Below are 19119 nucleotides of genomic sequence, written 5' to 3' on the forward strand. Positions count from 1 at the left end.
CACTGTGGAATCGGGTAATCACCATGCCCCATCGGGAAGTAGACCCCACCTCGTCGCCGGACGCGGCCATCGGCGTTCAGCTCCGGCGCTTCCGCACGGCCAGGGGGCTCACGCAGGTCCAGCTCGGGCGGCGGACCAACTACAGCGATTCACTCATCTCCATGATCGAGAACGGCGACCGCCCCGCGCCGCTGCCCCTCGTTCGGCGGTGCGACAAGGAACTCGACACCTGCCAGGCGCTTGAACTCCTGTACTGGACGGCCAAGAGCAGCGCCTTGATCGGCGGGTTCCTCGCCTACATCGAGCACGAGCGCAAGGCCACCGCCCTCAAGATCTACGAGATGAACGTCATCCCCGGGTTGCTCCAGACGCGGGCCTACGCCTCCGCGCTCATCTACGCCGCGGCCCGGCGGGGCGACATCCCCGAGGAGAAGGCCATCGAGCGCCTGAATGTCCGGATGGCGCGGCAGGCCCTGCTGTACCGGGACCCCGCCCCCTCCGTCCACATCATCATGGAGGAGAGCTGCCTGCGGCCCGTCGGCGGCCCCTTCGTCATGGCCGAGCAGCTCCGTCGACTGGAGAGCGTCGCCGGCCTTCCCCACGTCATGCTGCAGATCGCGCCGTCCAGCCTGGGCGAGGACCTCCCCTCGAGCAAGCCATTCACGCTCCTGACCTCCCCGGATGGGGACTGGATGGCCTACCTCGAAACCATCCAACGGGGCTACGTCGAGCGGGACGACGAGGACAAGATCCGTTCCCTGTCAAGGGTTTACGATTGGCTCCAGGCCCAAGCCCTCTCATGTGCGGACTCGCTGGCGCTCATCCGCACCCGGCTCAAGGAGATCCAAGCCATGTTCCCCATCGCGACGGTCAAGCCCGCCTCCTGGTTGAAGTCCTCGTACAGCGACGGCGGCGGCCAGTGCATCGAGGTCGCCCCCGGCCTCCCGGGCGTCCTCCCCGTCCGCGACAGCAAGGACCCCGACGGCCCGCAGCTCGCCTTCGGTACGGACGCCTGGCAGTCCTTCATCACGGGCGTCAAGTCCGGCGAGTTCGGGAGCGTCTGACTCCCTCGCCGCCCTGCCGCTTCGGCGGGGCGGCGGCACCACTGCTCAGCGGGCCCCGGCGACGAGGAAGCGGCCGGAGCGCCAGTGCAGTCGGGCCGGGCCGCCGGTGGGCCAGTCGTGGTTCAGGTGGCGGCGGTCGCGGCCGAGGGCGCCGAGGGCGTGGGGGCGCAGGGTGCCGCTCCTCAGGCCGGTGGCCTCCTCGGCCGTCACCGGCATGATCGTCACGTACTGGGCGTCGTCCCCGCCCATCCAGTCGACGACCTCGGTGAAGATCCACACGAACCGCTGCGAACACCCCAGGCAGCGCCGCAGGTTGACGGCGAAGCGCGAGCCGTCCACCACTTCCGCCTCGTGCTCGAAGCCCTCCCGCTGCCGCCCCCACACCGCCCGTTCGTCCTCGCCGTAGCACTTCGCGCAACCGAACTCCGCCATCGGCCTACCCATCGGTCGACTCCCTGTTCCGCGACGTCCCGTGTCGCGGCCCATGATGCCCGCAGGGCCCCGCCGTCCGGCCGCACCGTCACCCGACCGGGGAACAATTCACGGGCCGTTCCCGCGCAGTTCGCGCCCCAGGGCGGACATCCGCACGGCGGGTTGACGCACCCGGGGCCCGGCCCGATTCGCCCCGGCTCGGGCTTCGGGCCGCACACCTCGGAGTCCAGGCCGACCGCCCTCGCGCCCGAACGGGTCTTCACGGCGAAGGGTGGCACGGGCATGTCCCAGATTTCTGGGATTCTCCTCGCCCACCGACCTCGCGCAGAATCGGCGTCAGGCACCCCGGTGAGCACGGGAGCCCGCCAAGCCACCCGTCGGAGAGGGGAGTTGATCAGCGATGTCACGCTCCTTCAAGCGCGCCGATGACAAGGCCTGGCGGACCCGCTCCCGGTCGCTGACGCTCGGCTGACGAACGGCTCTGACCCCGCACCCCACCCCGCCCGGCGCGCCGCCTCCGCGGCCGCCGGGGGGATCAGGGTCAGGGCAGGGGGCGCGCCGGCCGGAGCCTCGGCCGGCCGCCCCCGTCAGTCGGTCTCCAGCAGGAGGGCCGGGAGCTCGGCCTCCCGCACCAGATCACGCGGCAGGGTGAGGCCGAAGTGCCGGCCGAGCACCTCCAGGCAGGTGCGGTGGAGGTCGTCGCCCGCGCGGTCGTGGTCGGGCAGGCCGACGGCGGCCAGCTCGGCCGTCAGGGCGGCGGCGGTGGCCGGCTCGCCCTGGACGTCGCCGGGGCCCCAGGAGGGGTCCAGGTGGAGGTTGAGGGAGCAGACCTCCCGCCCGTCCCGGTGGGCGCTGAAGAACGGCGGCACCGGCTTGCCGTTCTCCTCCTCGAACTCCAGGTGGTAGACCTCGGCGCCGCCGCGCGAGACCTCCGGCCGGACGCTCAGCTCCCCCTGCCAGTAGCCGTACGCCACCGCGAAGGCGAGGTCGCCGCTGCGCCCGTGGTGCAGCGCGATGTCCTCGATGCCGCCGGCGAACTCCAGCTCGTACTCCTCCACCAGGTCCTCGGCGGTGAGCTCGTCGAGCGGCCGCGCCGTGCGCTCCGGGAGCCCTTCGGCGAGCCGGGCCGCCAGTTCCTCCGGCTCCAGGCCGCGGGCGAGCACGACGCTGTAACCTCCGTAGGCGATCGATTCGGGTTCGGCGAGCCAGGTGAGTGCGTCCGTCATGATGATCATCCTGCCGCACCCACCCGCTCGTTCGGTATTCCGAACGATCCGACCGTCCATCGAACCGCCCGTCGAGCCGACCACCGAACCGCCCGTCAGGCCGTCCGATACCGGAGCCCCGGCGCCGGAGCGTCAGTGCCAGAGCCCCCACGCGGCCGGCCGGACCGGCGAGGCCTCGGCGAGGTGGCCGTGCTGCTCGGCCCGGTACTGCAGCACCAGCACCGAGCGGACCGGCTCGCCGTCCAGCGCGGTGTAGGCGTGCGGGAGCGCGGCGTCGAAGCCGATGTAGTCGCCCGGGCCGAGCTCGATCTCGCGGCCGTCCACCCGCACGCCCAGCCGGCCGGCCTGGACGACGGTGTGCTCGGTGCCGGTGTGGCCGCCGGACTCCTGCGCGGCGCCGGTGCGCACCACCTGGTCATAGAGCTCGAACACGGTGTCCCCGGACTCGATCCGGCGCAGCGGCCGCAGGTCGACGCCCCGCCCGCTGAGCACCTCGGCCTCGGCCGCCCGCACCACCGTCACCTCGCCGGCCGGCCGGGCCTCGACCAGGTCGGAGATCGGCACGCCGAGCACCCGGGACAGCCCGAGCACCGTCTCCAGCGTCGGGTTGCCGGCCCCGGACTCCAGCTGGGAGAGCGTCGCCTTGCCCACCCCGGCCCGCCGGGACAGCTCGGACAGCGACAGTCCGCGCTGGGCCCGCACCCGCTTCAGGTTGGCGGCGAGGACGCCCCGGACGGATTCCTCGGCGTCGTTCACGCTGGGCCTCTTCTCTTGCGGCAGTGTTCGATATACCGTACGGGACGCACACCGACGGACGGGGCAGCGTAGCGAAACACCCCGCTGCCCTCACCCTCACCAGGAGACCGCAGTGACCGAGCCCGCCGAGACCACCGAGCCCGCCGAGACCATCAAGTACCGGAAGAACGGCCTGACCCGCGGGGTCACGGACGAGCTCGCGGAGAGCATGAAGCAGGGCTGGGCCGACACCGAGCGCACCGCCCTGGAGCCCGTCCCCCAGGCCGCGCACACCGGCCGCCGCCGCGCCGCGCTGTCCGCCGCCTTCCCCGGCGAGCTGCTGGTCGTCCCGGCCGGCAACCCCAAGGTGCGGGCCAACGACACCGACTACCCGTTCCGCCCCTCCTCCGACTACGCCTACCTGACCGGCGACCAGTCCGAGGACGGCGTCCTGGTGCTCGCCCCGACCGGGGAGAGCGGCCACGAGGCCGTGCTCTACCTGCGCGACCGCTCCCGCACCGACAACGGCGAGTTCTGGCTGGACGGCCACGGCGAGCTGTGGGACGGCCGCCGCAACAGCCTGACCGAGAGCGAGCGGCTGTTCGGCCTGCCCTGCCGGGACGTGCGCACCGCCCGCGCGGACCTGCGCGCCGCCACCGGCCCGGCGCGCGTGCTGCGCCGCCACGACGCGGGCGTCGAGGAGGCCCTCGCGGACCGGATCACCGCCGAGCGAGACGAGGAGTTCGAGGTCTTCCTGTCCGGGCTGCGCCTGGTCAAGGACGCGTTCGAGATCGAGGAGCTGCGCTTCGCCTGCGCCGCCACCGCCCGCGGCTTCGAGGACGTGGTCCGCGTCCTCGGCACCGACTCCGAGACCGCCGAGCGGCTGATCGAGGGCACCTTCTTCGTCCGCGCCCGGGTCGAGGGCAACAGCGTGGGCTACAGCACCATCGCGGCGGCCGGCCCGCACGCCACCACCCTGCACTGGGTGCGCAACAACGGCCACGCCCGCCCCGGCGACCTCCTGCTGCTCGACGCCGGCGTGGAGACCAACCACCTCTACACCGCCGACGTCACCCGCACCCTCCCGGTCAGCGGCCGCTTCACCGAGCTCCAGCGCAAGGTCTACGACGCCGTGTACGCGGCCCAGGAGGCCGGCATCGCGGCCGTCCGGCCGGGCGGGCGGTTCCGCGACTTCCACCACGCCGCCCAGCGCGAGCTCGCCGAACACCTCACCGCCTGGGGCCTGTTCGGCGACCTGAGCGCCGACAAGGTGTACGAGCTGGGCCTGCACCGCCGCTTCACCCTGGCGGGCACCGGGCACATGCTGGGCATCGACGTCCACGACTGCGCCCACTCCCGCACCGAGGAGCACGTCGACGGCCCGCTGGAGCCGGGCATGGTGCTCACCGTCGAGCCGGGCATCTACTTCCAGGAGAACGACCTGACGGTGCCGGAGGAGTACCGGGGCATCGGGGTGCGGATCGAGGACGACATCCTGGTCACCGAGGACGGCAACGAGAACCTCTCCGCCGACCTCCCGCGCCGCTCCGACGAGGTCGAGGCCTGGCTGGCCCGGCTGCGCGGCTGAGCAGCGGAAGAGCGGCACCGGGGCGTACCCGGTGCCGCTCGCGCCGTACGACTACCTGAGCCGCTCCGGCTACTTCAGCTGCTGCAGCGCCACGCCCACCCGCCGCACGGCGGCCTCGACGTCGTCGGGCATCCGGCTGGTGAAACAGAGCCGGAAGAAGCCCGGCTCCGCGTTGTGCATGGTCCCGCCGGGCAGCAGGGAGACCTCGGTGGGCTTGGCGGCGAGGTAGCGGAACAGCCACTCCTCGTTCGGGTCGAGCCCGTCCGGCCCGATGGCCGGCAGCCCGTTCACGTGCTCGCCGGGCGCGCGCTTGCCGAGGTACCTGGTGAGGTCGAGCCAGAAGAACATCGCGGCGTTGTCGCCGTCCTGGTGGACGTACTCGATCCCGGCGGCGTCCAGGGCGTCCTTGGTCCTGCGGAAGCTCGCGCTCAGCAGCGTGCGGTACTCGCGCATCGCGTACACCGGGTAGGGCTCCCCGTCGACGGTGGCCTTGAACAGCTCCCCGATGACGTAGGTCTTCAGCGAGTCGAACGGGGTGAACCAGGGCAGTGCGCGGGTCTGTTCGGCCGGGTCGTCGCTGCCGAGCATGGCGCGGTGCACGGCCTCGTTCTTGGAGATGACGAAGCCCGTGCGGAAGCCGGACAGCCCGAAGTCCTTGGCGAAGCCCCAGACCAGGTGGACCCGGTCGGTGTGCTCCTGGTACGCGTCCAGGGCCACCGCGCTGGTGAACGGCGTCGTCCCGGTGTCGAGTTGGGAGTGGCAGTAGATCTCGTCGGAGATGATGTGGAGGTCGGTGTGCGCGAGCGCCCAGCCGTAGATCTCGTCGAGGAGTTCCTTCGGGTAGTTGACGCCCAGCGGGTTGTGCGGATTGGTGAGGACGAGCAGCCGCGGGTTGTGCCCGGCCTCCTTCCGCGCCTCGTAGGCGTTCACGATCAGGTTCAGGGTGAGCCGGTAGCGGTCCTCCCCGTGGGTGGGCAGGTGCACCGGGACGCACTTCAGCTTGGGCCGTTCCTGGAACGACCAGTTGAAGCCCTGCCAGTACGGCGCCGGGATCAGCACCTCGTCCCCGGGCTTGAGCGGCACGCCGCCCGTCCCCTGCCGCCGCATGAGCCCGTAGGCGATGCACTCCAGCGCGGAGGAGACCCCGGCGCAGCCGAAGACGTCCTCCATCACGACCGTGCGGCCGAACGCCCGGGTGAGCAGGTCCGCCGCCTGCTGACGCAGCCACGGGATGCCGACCGGGGCCATGTACTTGATGTTCAGCTCGGGGATCAGCCGGATCTTCTCGAAGACGTCCCGCTGCATCGAGTCGTGGTAGAGCAGGACGTTCTCCGCGACGGACAGGTCGACGGCGGTGTCCGGCGCTAGGTGCTGGTGGTAGAAGGCAAGGGCCTGCTCGAAGTCGGGCAGGCCGGCGTGCAGGTCGGCGATCGCCTGGGGCGAGGCGATCCTGAGTCCGTTCTCGGTGATGGTCATGGTGGGTCCCCTGTCGGGTGGGCGGGTCCGGCAGCGCGCCAGCAAGGGTGCCGGAAGGGTGCCGAACGACGCCGGGCACGGCCGGACGATGCCGTTCGCACACGCATCGGCCCCAGCCGACCACGCCCCGGACCCGGCCGCCAGCGCTCGGCGGCCGTCCGGACGGCGGGCGCGCCCCGGCCCGCCGTCCGGACCGGGAACCCGCTTCAGCCCGTCGTCCGTGATGCCGGTGCCCTTGGCCGGTCAGCCCAGCCGCCACACCGTCGTGGTCTTGACCGCGGTGTCCTCCAGGTCCGCGACCACCGGCACCTGGTACGCCGCCACCGCGGTGAACCGGTCCCGGGGCAGGTAGGCCCGGCCCGGGTCGCCGACGACGACGGTCGCGCCGCGCGCCACGGCCCGCTCCAGGAAGGGCAGGAAGCGGGCGGCCATGGCCCGTTCGTAGAAGACGTCACCCGCGAGCACCACCTCGGCGGGCCCGCCGTCGCCGTCCACCAGGTCCACCAGGGCGCCGTCCACCCGGACCCCGTTGGCCTCGGCGTTCAGCCCGATCGCGGCCACCGCGTAGGCGTCGATCTCGGCGGCGCGCACCTCCGTCGCCCCGCGCAGCGCGGCGGCCACCCCGACCAGCCCGGAGCCGGCCGCGACGTCCAACACCGTACGGCCGTCGACCAGTTCGGGGTGGTCCAGCACGTAGCGGGCGACCGCCACCCCGCCCGCCCAGGCGAAGGCCCAGAACGGCGGCGGCAGCCCGGCCCGCCCACGCGCCCGTTCGGTGGTCTCCCACAGGGCGATGGCGTCCTCGGCCATGTGGAGGCTGATCTCGGGCACGAAGGGGACGGGCTTCAGCTCGGTCTCCCGCCGGATGAAGGCGAGGTCCTCGGCGGTCTGAGGATCGGGCTGAAGGGCGGGCGGGAGAGCGGATCGGAGAGTGCGCAGCTCACTCGGCATGTCCGCAGCATAGGGCCCGCGCGGGGGTGCTCCCCGCCACCCATCCGGCGGGACGCCCCCACCCGTGTGCCCGACGGCCGGATTCACCCCCTCTCGCTCAACCCCCGCTCGTCCACCACCCGCTTGATCTTCCCGACCGAGCGCTCCAGCGTGTACGGGTCCACCACCTCGGCCGCGACGGTGATCCCGACCCCGTCCTTCACCGCCCGGACGATCTCCGCGCGCGCCGCCTCCCGCCGCTCCGCGGAGGCCTCCGGCCGGGCCTCCACCCGGACGGTCATGGTGTCCAGCCGCCCCTGCCGGCCGAGCCGCAGCTGGAAGTGCGGCGCGACGCCCGGGGTGCGCAGCAGGATCTCCTCGATCTGGGTCGGGAAGACGTTCACCCCGCGCAGGATGATCATGTCGTCGCTGCGCCCGGTGACCTTCTCCATCCGCCGGAACGCCGGCCGCGCGGTGCCGGGCAGCAGTCGGCTGAGGTCGCGGGTGCGGTAGCGGATGATCGGCAGCGCCTCCTTGGTGAGCGAGGTGAAGACCAGTTCGCCGCCCTCCCCCTCGGGCAGCACCTCGTCGGTGAACGGGTCGACGACCTCCGGGTAGAAGTGGTCCTCCCAGATGTGCAGCCCGTCCTTGGTCTCCACGCACTCCTGCGCGATGCCCGGGCCGACCACCTCGGAGAGGCCGTAGATGTCGACGGCGTGCAGGTCGAGCCGCTCCTCGATCTCGCGCCGCATCTCCTCCGTCCACGGCTCGGCCCCGAAGATGCCGATCCGCAGCGAGGTGCTCCGCGGGTCGACGCCCTGCCGCTCGAACTCGTCGAGCAGGGTCAGCAGGTAGGACGGGGTGATCATGATGATCTCGGGCTCGAAGTCCAGGATCAGCCGCACCTGGCGGGCCGTCATGCCGCCGGAGGCCGGGATGACGGTGCAGCCGGCCCGCTCGGCGCCGTAGTGCGCGCCCAGGCCGCCGGTGAACAGGCCGTAGCCGTACGCGATGTGCGCCTTGTGGCCGGGCCGGCCGCCGGCCGCACGGATCGAGCGGGCGACCACGTCGGCCCACATGGAGAGGTCGTCGTCGGTGTAGCCGACCACGGTCGGCAGTCCGGTGGTGCCGCTGGAGGCGTGGATCCGGCGGACCCGCTCCATCGGGACGGCGAACATGCCGAAGGGGTAGCCCTCGCGCAGGTCGGCCTTGGTGGTGAAGGGGAAGCGGGCGAGGTCGTCCAGGGTGCGGCAGTCCTCGGGGCGGACGCCGGCCGCGTCGAACTTGCGACGGTAGAGCTCGACGTTGTCGTACGCGTGCCGCAGGGTGGCCCGCAGCCGGGTGAGCTGGTGGGCGCGCAGCTGGTCCGGACCCATCCGCTCGCCGGCGTCCAGGAGCTCGGGCGGTAGCGGCTCCCCGAGGTGTCGGCGCGGGACGGGTGCGGTGCCGGTCATCGTCGCTCCTTCGCTGCTGTGCCGATTTCGCGCTGCTCTGCCGATTTCGCTGCTCTGCCGAGGTTCGCCCGCATCGAGGACGCCCAGACCGAGATAGCCGACCGATCGTTCGGTCAGCTCCCCTGCGCTCCATTGATCCAGTACCCGAACCACCTGTCAAGGGATCGCGCGGACCTTCCGGAATGTGAAGTTCCGACCGCTTCGCGGCAACTTCGTGTCGAGAGCTTGGCTAGCCGATATGAAAATCATTACAGAAGTTTGACTCGCTTCCGCCCTTCACCGCCCCGCCCCCATGGTTCAGTAGTGCGGTTTCTGTCCCGCACCCCGGAGTGATCACCGTGCCCACGACTCCCGCCCTGGTCAGCGCGCTGCGCGAACTCGGCGACCGACCCGCCGTCGTCGCCGACGGGCGCGCGATCAGCGGCATCGGCCTGCTGCTCGGCGTCTCCCCGCCCGGCGGACTCCCCCAGGCCCTCGCCCGCCGCATAGCCGAGCACGCCGCCCTGCCGCCCTCCGCCGCCCGGGCCGCCGAACAGCGGCTGCGCTACTGGGCCGGCGTCCTCGGCGCACCCCCGATCCGGCACACCGTGCTGCACCCCGTCACCGACCTCGCCGTCGACCTCGCCCTCGCCACCCTGCTGGCCGGCGGCACCGTCCACTGCGGCGACCCCGACCAGCGGCCCGAGCAGCAGCTCGAAGCCGTCGCCACCGCCCGGGCCACCCACCTCAGCCTGCCCTCCGCCCTGCTCTGGCGGCTCAGCGGACAGCCCGGGCTCGCCGCCCACGACCTCGCCGCGCTGCGCCTGGTCCTGCACGTCGGCCCCGAACCCCGGCAGGAGGACGTGTACGCCGCCGTCGACGCGCTCGGCGCCGTCCTCGCCCACGTCCGCGCCCCGGACAGCAACGCCGAGGCCGCCGACCGCCGACTGCGCGCCGACGCCGCCAACGCCTCGGCCGCCGCCTGGAAGTACGGCATCGGCGTCACCGCCGAGCAGGTCCACGACTTCGGCGCCCAGCTCGACCGGGCCGTGCTCGCCGCCCTCCTGCACACCCTCCAGCAGAACGGCGTGCTCACCGACCCCGCCCGCGGCTACCCCGAGGCCGAGGTCCTCGCCGCCGCCATGGTCACCCCCGCCCAACGCCCCCGCGTCGTCCGCTGGCTGGACGCACTCGCCCGGCACGGCCTGCTCACCCGGCGGGACGGCGGGGCCCAGGGCCCGGTCTTCCGCGGCGGTCCCGGGCCGGACGCCGCCGAGGTCCGGGAGGCCTGGCGCCCCGCCGCCGAGACCTGGGCCGACGGGCTCGGCCCGGCCGCCGCCCTGGACCGGGTCCGACGCGGCGCCCTGCGGCTGCCCCGGCTGATCACCGGCCAGGAGGCCCCCCGGCCGGACGCCTCCCCCGTCCGCTGGGCCGCCTCCCACGGCTTCCTCGGCGCCGCCCTCGGCGCGCTGGTGCGCGGCACCGCCGAGGCCCACCAGGGGCCCGGGCCGCTGCGCGTCCTCGAACTGGACGCGGAGGGCGGCGAGCCCGCCGTCGCCCGCGCCCTCGCCACCCGGCCCCGGCCGCACACCGAGCACCACTCGGCCCCCGACGGCGGGCGCTACGACGTCGTCATCGCGAGCGCGGGCGGGGTGGCGGGCGCGGGCGGGCTGGCGGTGGAACCGGTGCAGGACGTCCCGGCGCTGGTCCGGCTGCTCGCCCCCGGCGGCCGGCTCCTGCTGCTCGCCCCCACCACCGAACAGCTCGACCTGCTGATCACCGGCGACGCCCACGGCCTCACCGCCCGCCCTGCCGAGCAGTGGCGGGCGGCGCTCACCACCGCGGGCTGCCCGACGGTGCTGACCCTGCCGGAGGACGGACACCCGATGGGGCTGCTGGGGCAGCGGCTGTTCGCGGCCCGGGTGGACTGACGCGCGCCCGGGGGTGTGGCTGGCTACGCTCAAAAGTCATGACCACTTCCGCGCGTCCGGCCCGGCCCGCCCGCGGGTCCGTCGGCTCCATCGGTTCCCTCCGCTCGATCCGCTCGATCCGCTCGATCGTGTCCGTCCGGTCGATCGACTCGATCGGGTCGGTGCTGTCGACCGGCTCGATCGGATCCGCCCTCTCCCTCGGCTCGATCGGGTCGGTGCTGTCCATCGGCTCGATCGGGTCGGTGCTGTCCATCGGCTCGATCGGCTCCGTCCTCTCCCTCGGCTCGATCGGCTCGGCCTGCTCGACCCTCGGCGTCCTGTCGGCCGGCTCCCGGCGCGGCCTCGGCCCGCTGCTGTCGGAACGTTCCCTCCGGTCGGTGCTGTCCCGGCGGCTCCCCTACCGGCCCGCCGTGGCCGGGCGGTGAAGTCCGGATCACGCACCGCCACCCGATCCGTACCATTTCGATACCGAAGCCTGGATGAGCTGCGGAGATCCTCGCCGCCCGGGCCCGTCCCCGGGTAGGCTCCGCTTGTCCTCCGGCCCTCGCGCAGGCGGCCCCCTGCCGCCCTGCCGCGTTCTCCGGGGGCGCACCCCCGCGGGCCATTCGGTGGGCACCGCGCACTCGACACCGCGCGCCAGGGCAGTCGCGCGAACGGCGAAGGGCATCGCATTGGCGGATCGGCTCACCGGAGGAGACTCCTCGCTGCTGCGGCGGATCAACGCGGCGGTCACGCTTCGGGCGCTGCGGAACGGCCACTCCGTGACCCTCACTCAGCTCGTCGGCGAGACCGGGCTCTCCCGCCCGACGGTCGAGGGCGTGATCGAGGGCCTGGTCGAGACCGGACTGGTCGCCGAGGTCGAGCAGCCGAGGGAGGACGGCCAGCCGGGCACCGGCCGCCGCGGCCGCCCCGCCCGCTGGTTCCGCTTCCGCGCCGAGGCCGGGCACATCCTCGGCATCGAGATCGGCGTGCACGACATCCGGGTCATCCTCGCCGACCTCACCGGCGAGGTGGTGGGCAGTCACTTCAAGCCGGTGGACGAGACCCTCGACGCCGAGGACCGGCTCGCCGCCGTCCGCACCGCCGTCGCCGAGGTGCTGCGCAAGGCCGGCATCTCCCGCGACAACCTGTGGGCGGTCGGCATCGGCACCCCCGGCATCGTCGACCGCGAGGGCACCGTCCAACTGGGCACTGCGATGCCCGGCTGGACCGGCCTCGACCTCGGCGCCAAGCTGCGGCGCTCGTTCCGCTGCCCGGTCCTGATCGAGAACGACGCCAACCTGGCCGCCATCGCCGAGCACTGGCAGGGATCGGCGGTCGGCGCCGACGACGTCGTCTTCGTGATGGCCGGCCTCAGCCCGGGCGCCGGCTCCCTCATCGGCGGCCGGCTGCACCGCGGCTTCGGCGGCGCGGCAGGCGAGATCGGCGCCCTGCACCTGCTCGGCCAGGAGGTCACCCCCGAGCGCCTGCTGTCCACCACCGGAAAGCCCCTCAACCCGCTGGACGAGGCCGCCGTGGCCCGCGTACTGCGGCTGGCCCGGGAGGGCGACGAGGTCGCCAAGGTCGCCATGGACCGCTTCCTCACCCGCCTCGTCCAGGGCGTCGCCGCACTCGTCCTGGCCATCGACCCCCAGCTGGTGGTCATCGGCGGCTGGGCGGCCGGCCTCGACGGCGTCCTGGACCCGCTGCGCGAACGCCTGGCCCAGTTCACCCTGCGCGCCCCCGAGGTCGCCCTGGCGGCCCTCGGCTCGGAGGTCGTGGCGATGGGCGCCCTGCGCGTCGCGCTCGACCACGTCGAGGAACAGCTCTTCGCCGTCGACCCGCCCCGGGCCTGACGCCGCGCTCAAGGAGCGGGGGTCACCTCAGGGCGCGAAGTCCGGGTCGGTCAGGTCGAGGGTGAGCGTGCTGCCCCAGTCGTTGACGAAGTGCGCCAACGGCCAGTCGACGGACGCCCCAACGAACGGGTTGCCGGTCGACGTGGTCAGGAGCCACCGCAGTCCGCGGTCCGGTCCGAGCCGACCGATGAAGCCAAGGTGCCCGAGGCCGCTGTCACCGTGGACCACGTAGCCCAGCCCGTCCGGCAGTTCGACCTCGTCGATGACCTCGACGCTGCCCGCGTCCCACGGCGGATCGGCCACCAGAGCCGCCACGTCCACCGGCCCGCCCAGCTCCAGCCGGAGGTGCTCCGGCCCGTCGATGTCCGCCTCCCGGGCCGTGCCGTCCGCCCGGAACAGGCAGTCGAAGGCCAGCACCTCCGACTTCGCCCACGATGCGAGGACCGCGTTCACCGGTCGACCCCCGTTCTCACCCATTGCGTGGCTGTGCCACTGCCACGCGGACGCTACCAGGCGACCCGGCCCGGTTTACGGCAGGGCCCCAACGGCAAAGGCCCGGACGCCAGTTGGCGCCCGGGCCTCGACCTGAGGGTTTCCGGAAAATGGTTCAGGGGCTTCAGGGGTTCAGGGATTCACGGGTGGTGCGTCAGGAGGCGGTACGGACCTCGGCCGTCGCACCGACCGGGGTGACCTCGACGAGTCCGGCCTCGCCGAAGGTCAGCTTGCAGGTGTCCGCCCGATAGGTGGCCACCGCCAGCGCCACCAGTCGGCCGGCCGAGGCGTACTGGGTGGTCATGACCAGGACGGGCGCGCCCGGCGGGCGCTCCAGCAGGGCGGCCTGCTCGGCCTCGGCGACACCCAGCTCGACCGAGCGGGACTCGCCGTCCACCTCCAGGCGCTCCAGCTGGCGCAGCACCGAACGGGCGCGGTCGCTCTCGGCGCGGAAGCCCGGCAGGTGCGGCAGCGCGGCGGCCGGGACGTGCAGCGACTCGCTGGCCACCGCGCGGCCCTCCACCAGGCGGACCCGGCGCACGGTGTGCACGGTGGCGCCCTCAGCGATGCCGAGGCCCTTCGCCAGCTGCGCGGAGGCGGGGGCGGTGGTGCAGTCGACCGTCCGCCAGGCCTGGTTGCGCGCGGTGCCGGGCCAGCCCTCCTCCTGCCGGTTGACCGGGACGCCGACCCGCGGGGCGGCGATCAGGGTGCCGATCCCCCGGCGGCGCACCAGGCGGCCCTCCAGCTCCAGCTGGTCGAGCGCCTGACGCAGCGTGGCCCGGGCGACGCCGAAGCGGGCCGAGAGCTCGCGCTCGTTGGGCAGCACCTGACCGGTGGAGAACTCCGAGTCGATGGCCCGCAGCAGCACCGTGCGCAGGTGCCAGTACTTCGGCTCCGGCACCGCCGAAAGCTGTCCTGTCGTCCCCACCGCGTCCTCCACCCGTGAGTTTGTCCGCCCTGCGACAAGGAGGGCGGATCCCGAGCCCACTGTCCGCAGTCGCGGCAGGTGGGAGAGCGGGCCTTTATCCGTCCTTCTTTATTAAAGGTCCTTGCAGTAAGTGACCCTAGGTGCTCCGTCCGGAGATGGTCAAGACCAATGGCGGGGCTCGATGGGACTGCCGCACATCTTCATGCCGCGTTCACGACAGCTCCTGTCAGCCGCTGTCACCACCATCGACACCCTCCGACGGGACCCGCCCGACCCCGCGCGTCACGGTTCGGGCCGGGAACGCCCAGTCGGTAGGCTGCTCGGGTGATCGTGGTGACGAGTGTGAACGTGAACGGAATCCGGGCGGCGGCCAGGAAGGGCTTCGTCGAATGGCTGGCCGGCACCGAGGCGGACGTGGTCTGCCTCCAGGAGGTGCGCTCCGAACCCGAGCAGCTACCCGTCGAACTGCGCGACCTGGACGGCTGGCACGCCGTCTGGGCCCCCGCCGCCACCAAGGGCCGGGCCGGCGTCGCCGTCCTCTCCCGCGCGGAGCCGCAGCGCACGGCGATCGGATTCGGATCGGACGAATTCGACAATTCGGGCAGGTACGTCGAAATCGACCTGCCCGGCCTGACCATCGCCAGCCTCTACCTCCCCTCCGGCGAAGTCGGCACCGAGCGCCAGGAGGAGAAGGAACGCTTCATGGCGGAATTCCTCCTCCACCTCACCGCCCTGCGCGCCCGCGCCGCCGCCGACGGCCGCGAGGTCGTCGTCTGCGGCGACTGGAACATCGCCCACCGCCCCGAGGACCTCAAGAACTGGAAGGCCAACCAGAAGTCCGCCGGCTTCCTCCCCGAGGAACGCGCCTGGCTCTCCCGCGTCTACGACGAGGCCGGCTACGTCGACGTCGTCCGCGCCCTCCACCCCGACCGCACCGGCCCCTACTCCTGGTGGTCCTACCGCGGCCGCGCCTTCGACAACGACTCCGGCTGGCGCATCGACCTCCAGGTAACCACCCCCACGCTGGCCGCCCGCGCCACCGACGCCCGCGTCGAACGCGCCGACACCCACGCGGAGCGGTGGTCCGACCACGCCCCGGTCACCGTGGCCTACGACGTGGACAACTGACCGACGCATAGCACCACTTGGGCAAACTGGAGGTTCCCCGGTGCGCGGTCGTACCGCGCACCGGGGCACCTCCTCACCCCGCCGTCCCCAAGCGTCTTCGACCCGGGAACCTCCACCGTGCCCCTGGTCAGCGTCAGCCCGCCTGCGAAGTCCCGCTCGCCACTTGCCATCCAGTCCACCATCACCACAAGGCCAGCCGGCTCCACCAACAACCCATGAGCTCCACTATGGATAGCCAACCGAATCGAACTGAATCAAATAGCGCTCGCTGAAGCGAATCACCGCAGGTCAGCAAGCGTCGGCCCCGCGCTCGCGGGGGTTGCTCCGCGGGGAAGTCGACCATCATCCCCGCCGTCCCGTCGGCCCCGCGCTCGCGGGGGTTGCTCCGCCGTCGAGGTCCGGGAGCTGGAGGGCCCCGCGGTCGGCCCCGCGCTCGCGGGGGTTGCTCCACCTCCACTGGTGCAAGGGTGAGCGTGGTTTCGTCGGCCCCGCGCTCGCGGGGGTTGCTCCACCACGACTCGGGGGTCCGGGCGCTCGCCCGGGTCGGCCCCGCGCTCGCGGGGGTTGCTCCTGCGCTACACGCTGGCGGCGGACGTGGTGCTCGGTCGGCCCCGCGCTCGCGGGGGTTGCTCCTGGAGGGCGCCGGCGTTCTCGAAGTACGCCCTGTCGGCCCCGCGCTCGCGGGGGTTGCTCCGGTGGCCGATGTAGCCCCTCATCGACTCCACGGTCGGCCCCGCGCTCGCGGGGGTTGCTCCGGGGCACCGACCATGCTCGGCAGCATCGACTCGTCGGCCCCGCGCTCGCGGGGGTTGCTCCGAGCTCATCATCACCGCCGTCACCGGCACCACGTCGGCCCCGCGCGAGCGGGGTTGCTCCTCCCCACCGCCGACCTGCGCCGATGCGCCGACGTCGGCCCCGCGCTCGCGGGGGTTGCTCCTCTCCGGCCTGCTCGCCCGCTCGATCGTCGTCGTCGGCCCCGCGCTCGCGGGGGTTGCTCAACGAGCGCCACCAAATGTCCGAGCAGACCACCGTCGGCCCCGCGCTCGCGGGGGTTGCTCCTGAAGGATGCGGGCCAGGGAGGTCAGGCCGGGGTCGGCCCCGCGCTCGCGGGGGTTACTCCACGGAACGAGACGGCGGTAATGGTGCCGGGCTGTCGGCCCCGCGCTCGCGGGGGTTGCTCCGTCCGCCTGATCGACGGCAAGGCACCGGGGCAGTCGGCCCCGCGCTCGCGGGGGTTGCTCCATCTGCACCAAGTTCAGCACCGAGGCGTACAGGTCGGCCCCGCGCTCGCGGGGGTTGCTCCGGCGCCTCGCTGGCCGCGATCCCGCTGGTCACGTCGGCCCCGCGCTCGTGGGGGGTTACTCCCGGCCAACCCCTGGCTCGACCCGCCCACTTCGTCGGCCCCGCGCTCGCGGGGGTTGCTCGGGCTGCCCCGGCATCGCCAGCCTCACCACCCGGTCGGCCCCGCGCTCGCGGGGGTTGCTCTGGGCGGGCGCCCGCGTAGGCGGCCATGCCCTTGTCGGCCCCGCGCTCGCGGGGTTGCTCCATGAACTCGGTGATCGCCGCGTTGACCTGCACCGGGTTCTCCAGGAATCCCAGGTGCCCGCAGTCGGCGACTTCCCGATAGTGGCAGCCACCGCCGCAGGGGCCGCCAGGGCCTGACTCCGGACGCACGAAGGCCATTGAGCCGTGGGGGGCGTTGCGTCCCCCCGCGGCCCCGCGGCCCCTTCGCGCCGCTCAAGCGGCCTCCGCCTCGAGGACCTCGGCCACCGGACGGCGGGCCCCGGCACGGGCCGGGAACGAGGTCAGCAGTGAGATCAGCGTGATCGTCCCGACGACCACGGCCAGCAGGACGACCGGGCTCGGCGGGTGCGCCGGCCCGCCCTTGCCCACACCGCTGAGGAGCGCGATGCCGCCGGGGATGCCCAGCAGGGCGCCGACCGTCACCGGGATCGCCTGCGCCTAGACCAGACTGGCGCTCACCTGGCCCGCGTTGGCGCCGAGTGCGCGGGCCACCGCCGAGGAGCGGCGCGCGCCGAGGACCGTCGCCCAGACGATGAAGACCGCGTTGATCGAGGCCAGCACACCGATCATGACCGTGATCACCAGCATGGTCTGGCCGAGTCGTTCGGACAGCGGGTCGGCCAGCGCGTTGGGCCCGGAGAACTCCTGGGAGGCGACGCGCAGACGGGCCGTCAGCACCGCGACGATGCCACTGACGGTAATGGCGTCGCTCGCCGCGGCGAGTACCGCCCGTCGGGGCCGCCGGGCCGCCAGCCGCAGGCCGAGCAGCATCGGCACCGGCAGTCGCGTGGACAGCGCGATCAGCCCGCCGCGGCGCTTCGGCGACCGTGCCGAACCTGGCGAGCTGGTCGTCCGTGACCACCGGAGCGGTGTGCTTGCCGTACAGCCGCAGCACCACGTCCGGTCCGGCGGTGGCGGCCCTCGTCCGTTCGAAGGGCCGGCTGGTGACGTCGCGCAGTGACAGGCCCAGGGCCAGGGTCGTGCTCGCGGCAGTGATGACCAACAGCAGCGGGGCCGCCTCGGTGCGGCGACGGCGAAGGTCCCGGAAGGCCAGCCGCAGGGAAACCAGCCCGGACAACGCCGCGTCCAGTCCGCGATCCTCAAGCACGGCCGGGTGCAGCCCCCGCACCAGGTCGTTGAGCTCGGAGATCGCCTCCTTCGCCTCAAGGTGCGCCTCCGCGATCGCCGCGCGGGTCTCGTTCGACATGCCGGGGTGGGCGGCCATGACCAGGCCCAGGTTGACCGCGAGCGAGACCATCCGCTGCTGGGTACCGTCGTGCAGGTCGCGCTCGATGCGGCGGCGCTCGGCATCGACGGCTTCGATCAGGCCCGTTCGACTCTCGGCCAGGTAGTCGACCTGCTCCCGGAGCTGCTGGGTCCGACTGGACCCGAGACGGGCCGCCGCCAGACGCGACTCGACCCGGGCCACCGCACCCGCCGTCCAGGGCACGGCGCACAGGAGGACGAGTCCGCCCAGCAGGTAGCACGGCAGCTGCGTCGCGTACCCGAACCAGTCCTTGCGGACCCGCGCCGGCAGCGCCCACGCCCAACCGAAGGCGGTGGCGCCCGCCAGGCCCGCGATCGCCACCGCGAGCACCAGCAGCTCCGGCACGGCCAGCAACGGGCCCAGGAAGAGGTGGTATCCGACCTGGTACCAGGTCCGTGTCGAGAAGAGCCACCGGGCGGCTGACGCCCACGACCGGCGATCCGGCGTGGGCGTCAGCCGAGGGATGTCCACCCCGAGGAGTGCCCGGTGGCGAGCCCGCTGAACGGCCGTCAGCACCGGGACACCGAGCGCGATCAGGACGACCGACGTGGGAAGGTTCAACCTCGGCCGACGTCGTGAGCCTTTTCCGCATGTTCCAGCCAGGGGCCGCGATGGGTGGTCCCGTGCAAGCGCATGGGCCAGGCAGGAGGAGTTGGACGGGTTGCACGGGCCGGCCGGGCCGTCACCAGCCGTCGGTGAGCCGGAGGGCGTGGGAGAAGGAGGCTCCGCCCGTGTTCGTCCATTCGTCGAGGACGCCGTAGGTGTCGTTGCGGGCGATGAGGTCGGCGCGGCCGGTGCCCCGGAAGTCACCGGCGACCGTCTGCGAGAACGGACCCCACCCGTCGGTGACGAGCACACGACCGGCGAAAGTACCGTCCCCGTTACCCCGCCACATGTACAGGTTGCCCGTCGCATCCTCCCTCGCCATCAGATCCGCGCGACCGGTCCCCCGGAAATCGCCGGCGGTGGTCTGGGAGAACGCGCCCCAGCCGGCCGTCAGGTCGGTCCTGGCCGCGAAGGACCCGTCTCCCCGCCCCGCCCACTCGTACAGGTGCCCGTCCGAGTCGTCGCGGGCGACGAGGTCGCCGGTGCCCTTGCCGTGGAAGGCTCCGGCCGTCGTCTGGGAGAAG

17 protein-coding genes, 1 pseudogene and 2 CRISPR repeat arrays are annotated in these 19119 nt (G+C 73.0%); of the genes and pseudogenes, 6 read left to right on the forward strand and 12 right to left on the reverse strand.

The annotated features are described in order from the left end of the window. Positions 1–23 precede the first annotated feature (23 nt). Positions 24–1064 (forward strand): helix-turn-helix domain-containing protein, encoded by a 1041-nt coding sequence (locus tag AMK13_RS22175; protein WP_074003768.1) that lies wholly within the window; start codon positions 24–26, stop codon positions 1062–1064. A 45-nt stretch (positions 1065–1109) separates the two neighbouring features. On the opposite strand, the gene AMK13_RS22180 is transcribed toward AMK13_RS22175, so the two are convergent. From AMK13_RS22180 to AMK13_RS22190, 3 genes are all read right to left on the reverse strand, one after another. Further along, a complete protein-coding gene (locus AMK13_RS22180; protein ID WP_143204603.1) occupies positions 1110–1508 on the reverse strand; it encodes a hypothetical protein in 399 nt (132 codons plus the stop codon). A 575-nt stretch (positions 1509–2083) separates the two neighbouring features. After that, positions 2084–2722 carry a DUF6461 domain-containing protein gene (locus AMK13_RS22185; protein WP_143204604.1) on the reverse strand — a complete coding sequence of 213 codons (639 nt, stop codon included), beginning with the start codon at positions 2720–2722 and terminating at the stop codon, positions 2084–2086. 132 nt (positions 2723–2854) lie between these two features. Next, positions 2855–3478: a helix-turn-helix domain-containing protein gene (locus AMK13_RS22190; protein WP_074003770.1), complete on the reverse strand. Its 624-nt coding sequence runs from the start codon at positions 3476–3478 to the stop codon at positions 2855–2857. A gap of 112 nt (positions 3479–3590) precedes the next feature. On the opposite strand from AMK13_RS22190, the gene AMK13_RS22195 reads away from it, so the two are divergent. Next, on the forward strand, positions 3591–5045 hold the full coding sequence (locus AMK13_RS22195; RefSeq protein WP_074003771.1) for an aminopeptidase P family protein: 1455 nt from the start codon (positions 3591–3593) through the stop codon (positions 5043–5045). A gap of 69 nt (positions 5046–5114) precedes the next feature. Here the strand turns inward: AMK13_RS22195 and AMK13_RS22200 are convergent, their stop codons facing one another. The 3 genes from AMK13_RS22200 to paaK all read right to left on the reverse strand — a co-directional run bounded on the left by AMK13_RS22200 (position 5115) and on the right by paaK (position 8905). After that, positions 5115–6521, reverse strand: a complete 1407-nt coding sequence (locus AMK13_RS22200) for a pyridoxal phosphate-dependent aminotransferase (protein ID WP_074003772.1) — start codon at positions 6519–6521, stop codon at positions 5115–5117. 243 nt (positions 6522–6764) lie between these two features. Then, positions 6765–7472, reverse strand: a complete 708-nt coding sequence (locus AMK13_RS22205; RefSeq protein WP_107418808.1) for a class I SAM-dependent methyltransferase — start codon at positions 7470–7472, stop codon at positions 6765–6767. 83 nt (positions 7473–7555) lie between these two features. Next, positions 7556–8905, reverse strand: a complete 1350-nt coding sequence (gene paaK, locus AMK13_RS22210; RefSeq protein ID WP_074003773.1) for a phenylacetate--CoA ligase PaaK — start codon at positions 8903–8905, stop codon at positions 7556–7558. 338 nt (positions 8906–9243) lie between these two features. On the opposite strand from paaK, the gene AMK13_RS22215 reads away from it, so the two are divergent. From AMK13_RS22215 to AMK13_RS22225, 3 genes are all read left to right on the forward strand, one after another. Beyond that, positions 9244–10815, forward strand: coding sequence for a long-chain fatty acid--CoA ligase (locus AMK13_RS22215; RefSeq protein ID WP_143204605.1), 1572 nt, complete (start codon positions 9244–9246; stop codon positions 10813–10815). A 38-nt stretch (positions 10816–10853) separates the two neighbouring features. Continuing rightward, the gene (locus AMK13_RS22220) at positions 10854–11240 is read left to right on the forward strand and encodes a hypothetical protein (protein ID WP_074003775.1); all 387 of its coding nucleotides are present in this window, start codon (positions 10854–10856) and stop codon (positions 11238–11240) included. A 246-nt stretch (positions 11241–11486) separates the two neighbouring features. Beyond that, positions 11487–12650, forward strand: coding sequence for an ROK family protein (locus AMK13_RS22225; protein ID WP_049649337.1), 1164 nt, complete (start codon positions 11487–11489; stop codon positions 12648–12650). A gap of 27 nt (positions 12651–12677) precedes the next feature. Here the strand turns inward: AMK13_RS22225 and AMK13_RS42950 are convergent, their stop codons facing one another. Then, entirely contained in the window at positions 12678–13103 is a 426-nt protein-coding gene (locus AMK13_RS42950) for a hypothetical protein (protein ID WP_074003776.1), read from the reverse strand. A 193-nt stretch (positions 13104–13296) separates the two neighbouring features. After that, positions 13297–14070, reverse strand: a complete 774-nt coding sequence (locus tag AMK13_RS22235; protein ID WP_074003854.1) for a GntR family transcriptional regulator — start codon at positions 14068–14070, stop codon at positions 13297–13299. Between the two features lie 324 nt (positions 14071–14394). On the opposite strand from AMK13_RS22235, the gene AMK13_RS22240 reads away from it, so the two are divergent. Then, a complete protein-coding gene (locus AMK13_RS22240; RefSeq protein ID WP_049649339.1) occupies positions 14395–15198 on the forward strand; it encodes an exodeoxyribonuclease III in 804 nt (267 codons plus the stop codon). Between the two features lie 297 nt (positions 15199–15495). Beyond that, positions 15496–16015: direct repeats of the CRISPR family, unit length 29 nt; unit sequence GTCGGCCCCGCGCTCGCGGGGGTTGCTCC. A 91-nt stretch (positions 16016–16106) separates the two neighbouring features. Continuing rightward, a CRISPR array of direct repeats spans positions 16107–16502; the repeat unit is 29 nt; unit sequence GTCGGCCCCGCGCTCGCGGGGGTTGCTCC. A 433-nt stretch (positions 16503–16935) separates the two neighbouring features. On the opposite strand, the gene AMK13_RS22250 is transcribed toward AMK13_RS22240, so the two are convergent. The 4 genes and pseudogenes from AMK13_RS22250 to AMK13_RS22265 all read right to left on the reverse strand — a co-directional run. Further along, positions 16936–17145, reverse strand: a complete 210-nt coding sequence (locus AMK13_RS22250; RefSeq protein WP_074003778.1) for a hypothetical protein — start codon at positions 17143–17145, stop codon at positions 16936–16938. A gap of 15 nt (positions 17146–17160) precedes the next feature. Beyond that, positions 17161–17499 carry a hypothetical protein gene (locus AMK13_RS22255; protein WP_143204606.1) on the reverse strand — a complete coding sequence of 113 codons (339 nt, stop codon included), beginning with the start codon at positions 17497–17499 and terminating at the stop codon, positions 17161–17163. A 337-nt stretch (positions 17500–17836) separates the two neighbouring features. Further along, positions 17837–18550, reverse strand: a pseudogene (locus tag AMK13_RS22260) (histidine kinase); the annotation flags it as partial. 121 nt (positions 18551–18671) lie between these two features. Then, positions 18672–19119, reverse strand: a 448-nt coding sequence (locus AMK13_RS22265) for an FG-GAP-like repeat-containing protein (RefSeq protein ID WP_143204607.1), incomplete at its 5' end; no start/stop codon positions are given.

The organism is Streptomyces sp. CB02056, assembly GCF_001905545.1.
In the GTDB taxonomy this organism is placed as follows: Bacteria; Actinomycetota; Actinomycetes; order Streptomycetales; family Streptomycetaceae; genus Kitasatospora.

Bases quoted from the DNA above. Each gene is read 5' to 3' on its own strand.
- AMK13_RS22205 (WP_107418808.1), bottom strand. From the start codon at position 7,472: ATGCCGAGTGAGCTGCGCACTCTCCGATCCGCTCTCCCGCCCGCCCTT.
- AMK13_RS22220 (WP_074003775.1), top strand. From the start codon at position 10,854: ATGACCACTTCCGCGCGTCCGGCCCGGCCCGCCCGCGGGTCCGTCGGC.
- AMK13_RS22180 (WP_143204603.1), bottom strand. From the start codon at position 1,508: ATGGGTAGGCCGATGGCGGAGTTCGGTTGCGCGAAGTGCTACGGCGAG.
- paaK (WP_074003773.1), bottom strand. From the start codon at position 8,905: ATGACCGGCACCGCACCCGTCCCGCGCCGACACCTCGGGGAGCCGCTA.
- AMK13_RS22175 (WP_074003768.1), top strand. From the start codon at position 24: ATGCCCCATCGGGAAGTAGACCCCACCTCGTCGCCGGACGCGGCCATC.
- AMK13_RS22200 (WP_074003772.1), bottom strand. From the start codon at position 6,521: ATGACCATCACCGAGAACGGACTCAGGATCGCCTCGCCCCAGGCGATC.
- AMK13_RS22185 (WP_143204604.1), bottom strand. From the start codon at position 2,722: ATGACGGACGCACTCACCTGGCTCGCCGAACCCGAATCGATCGCCTAC.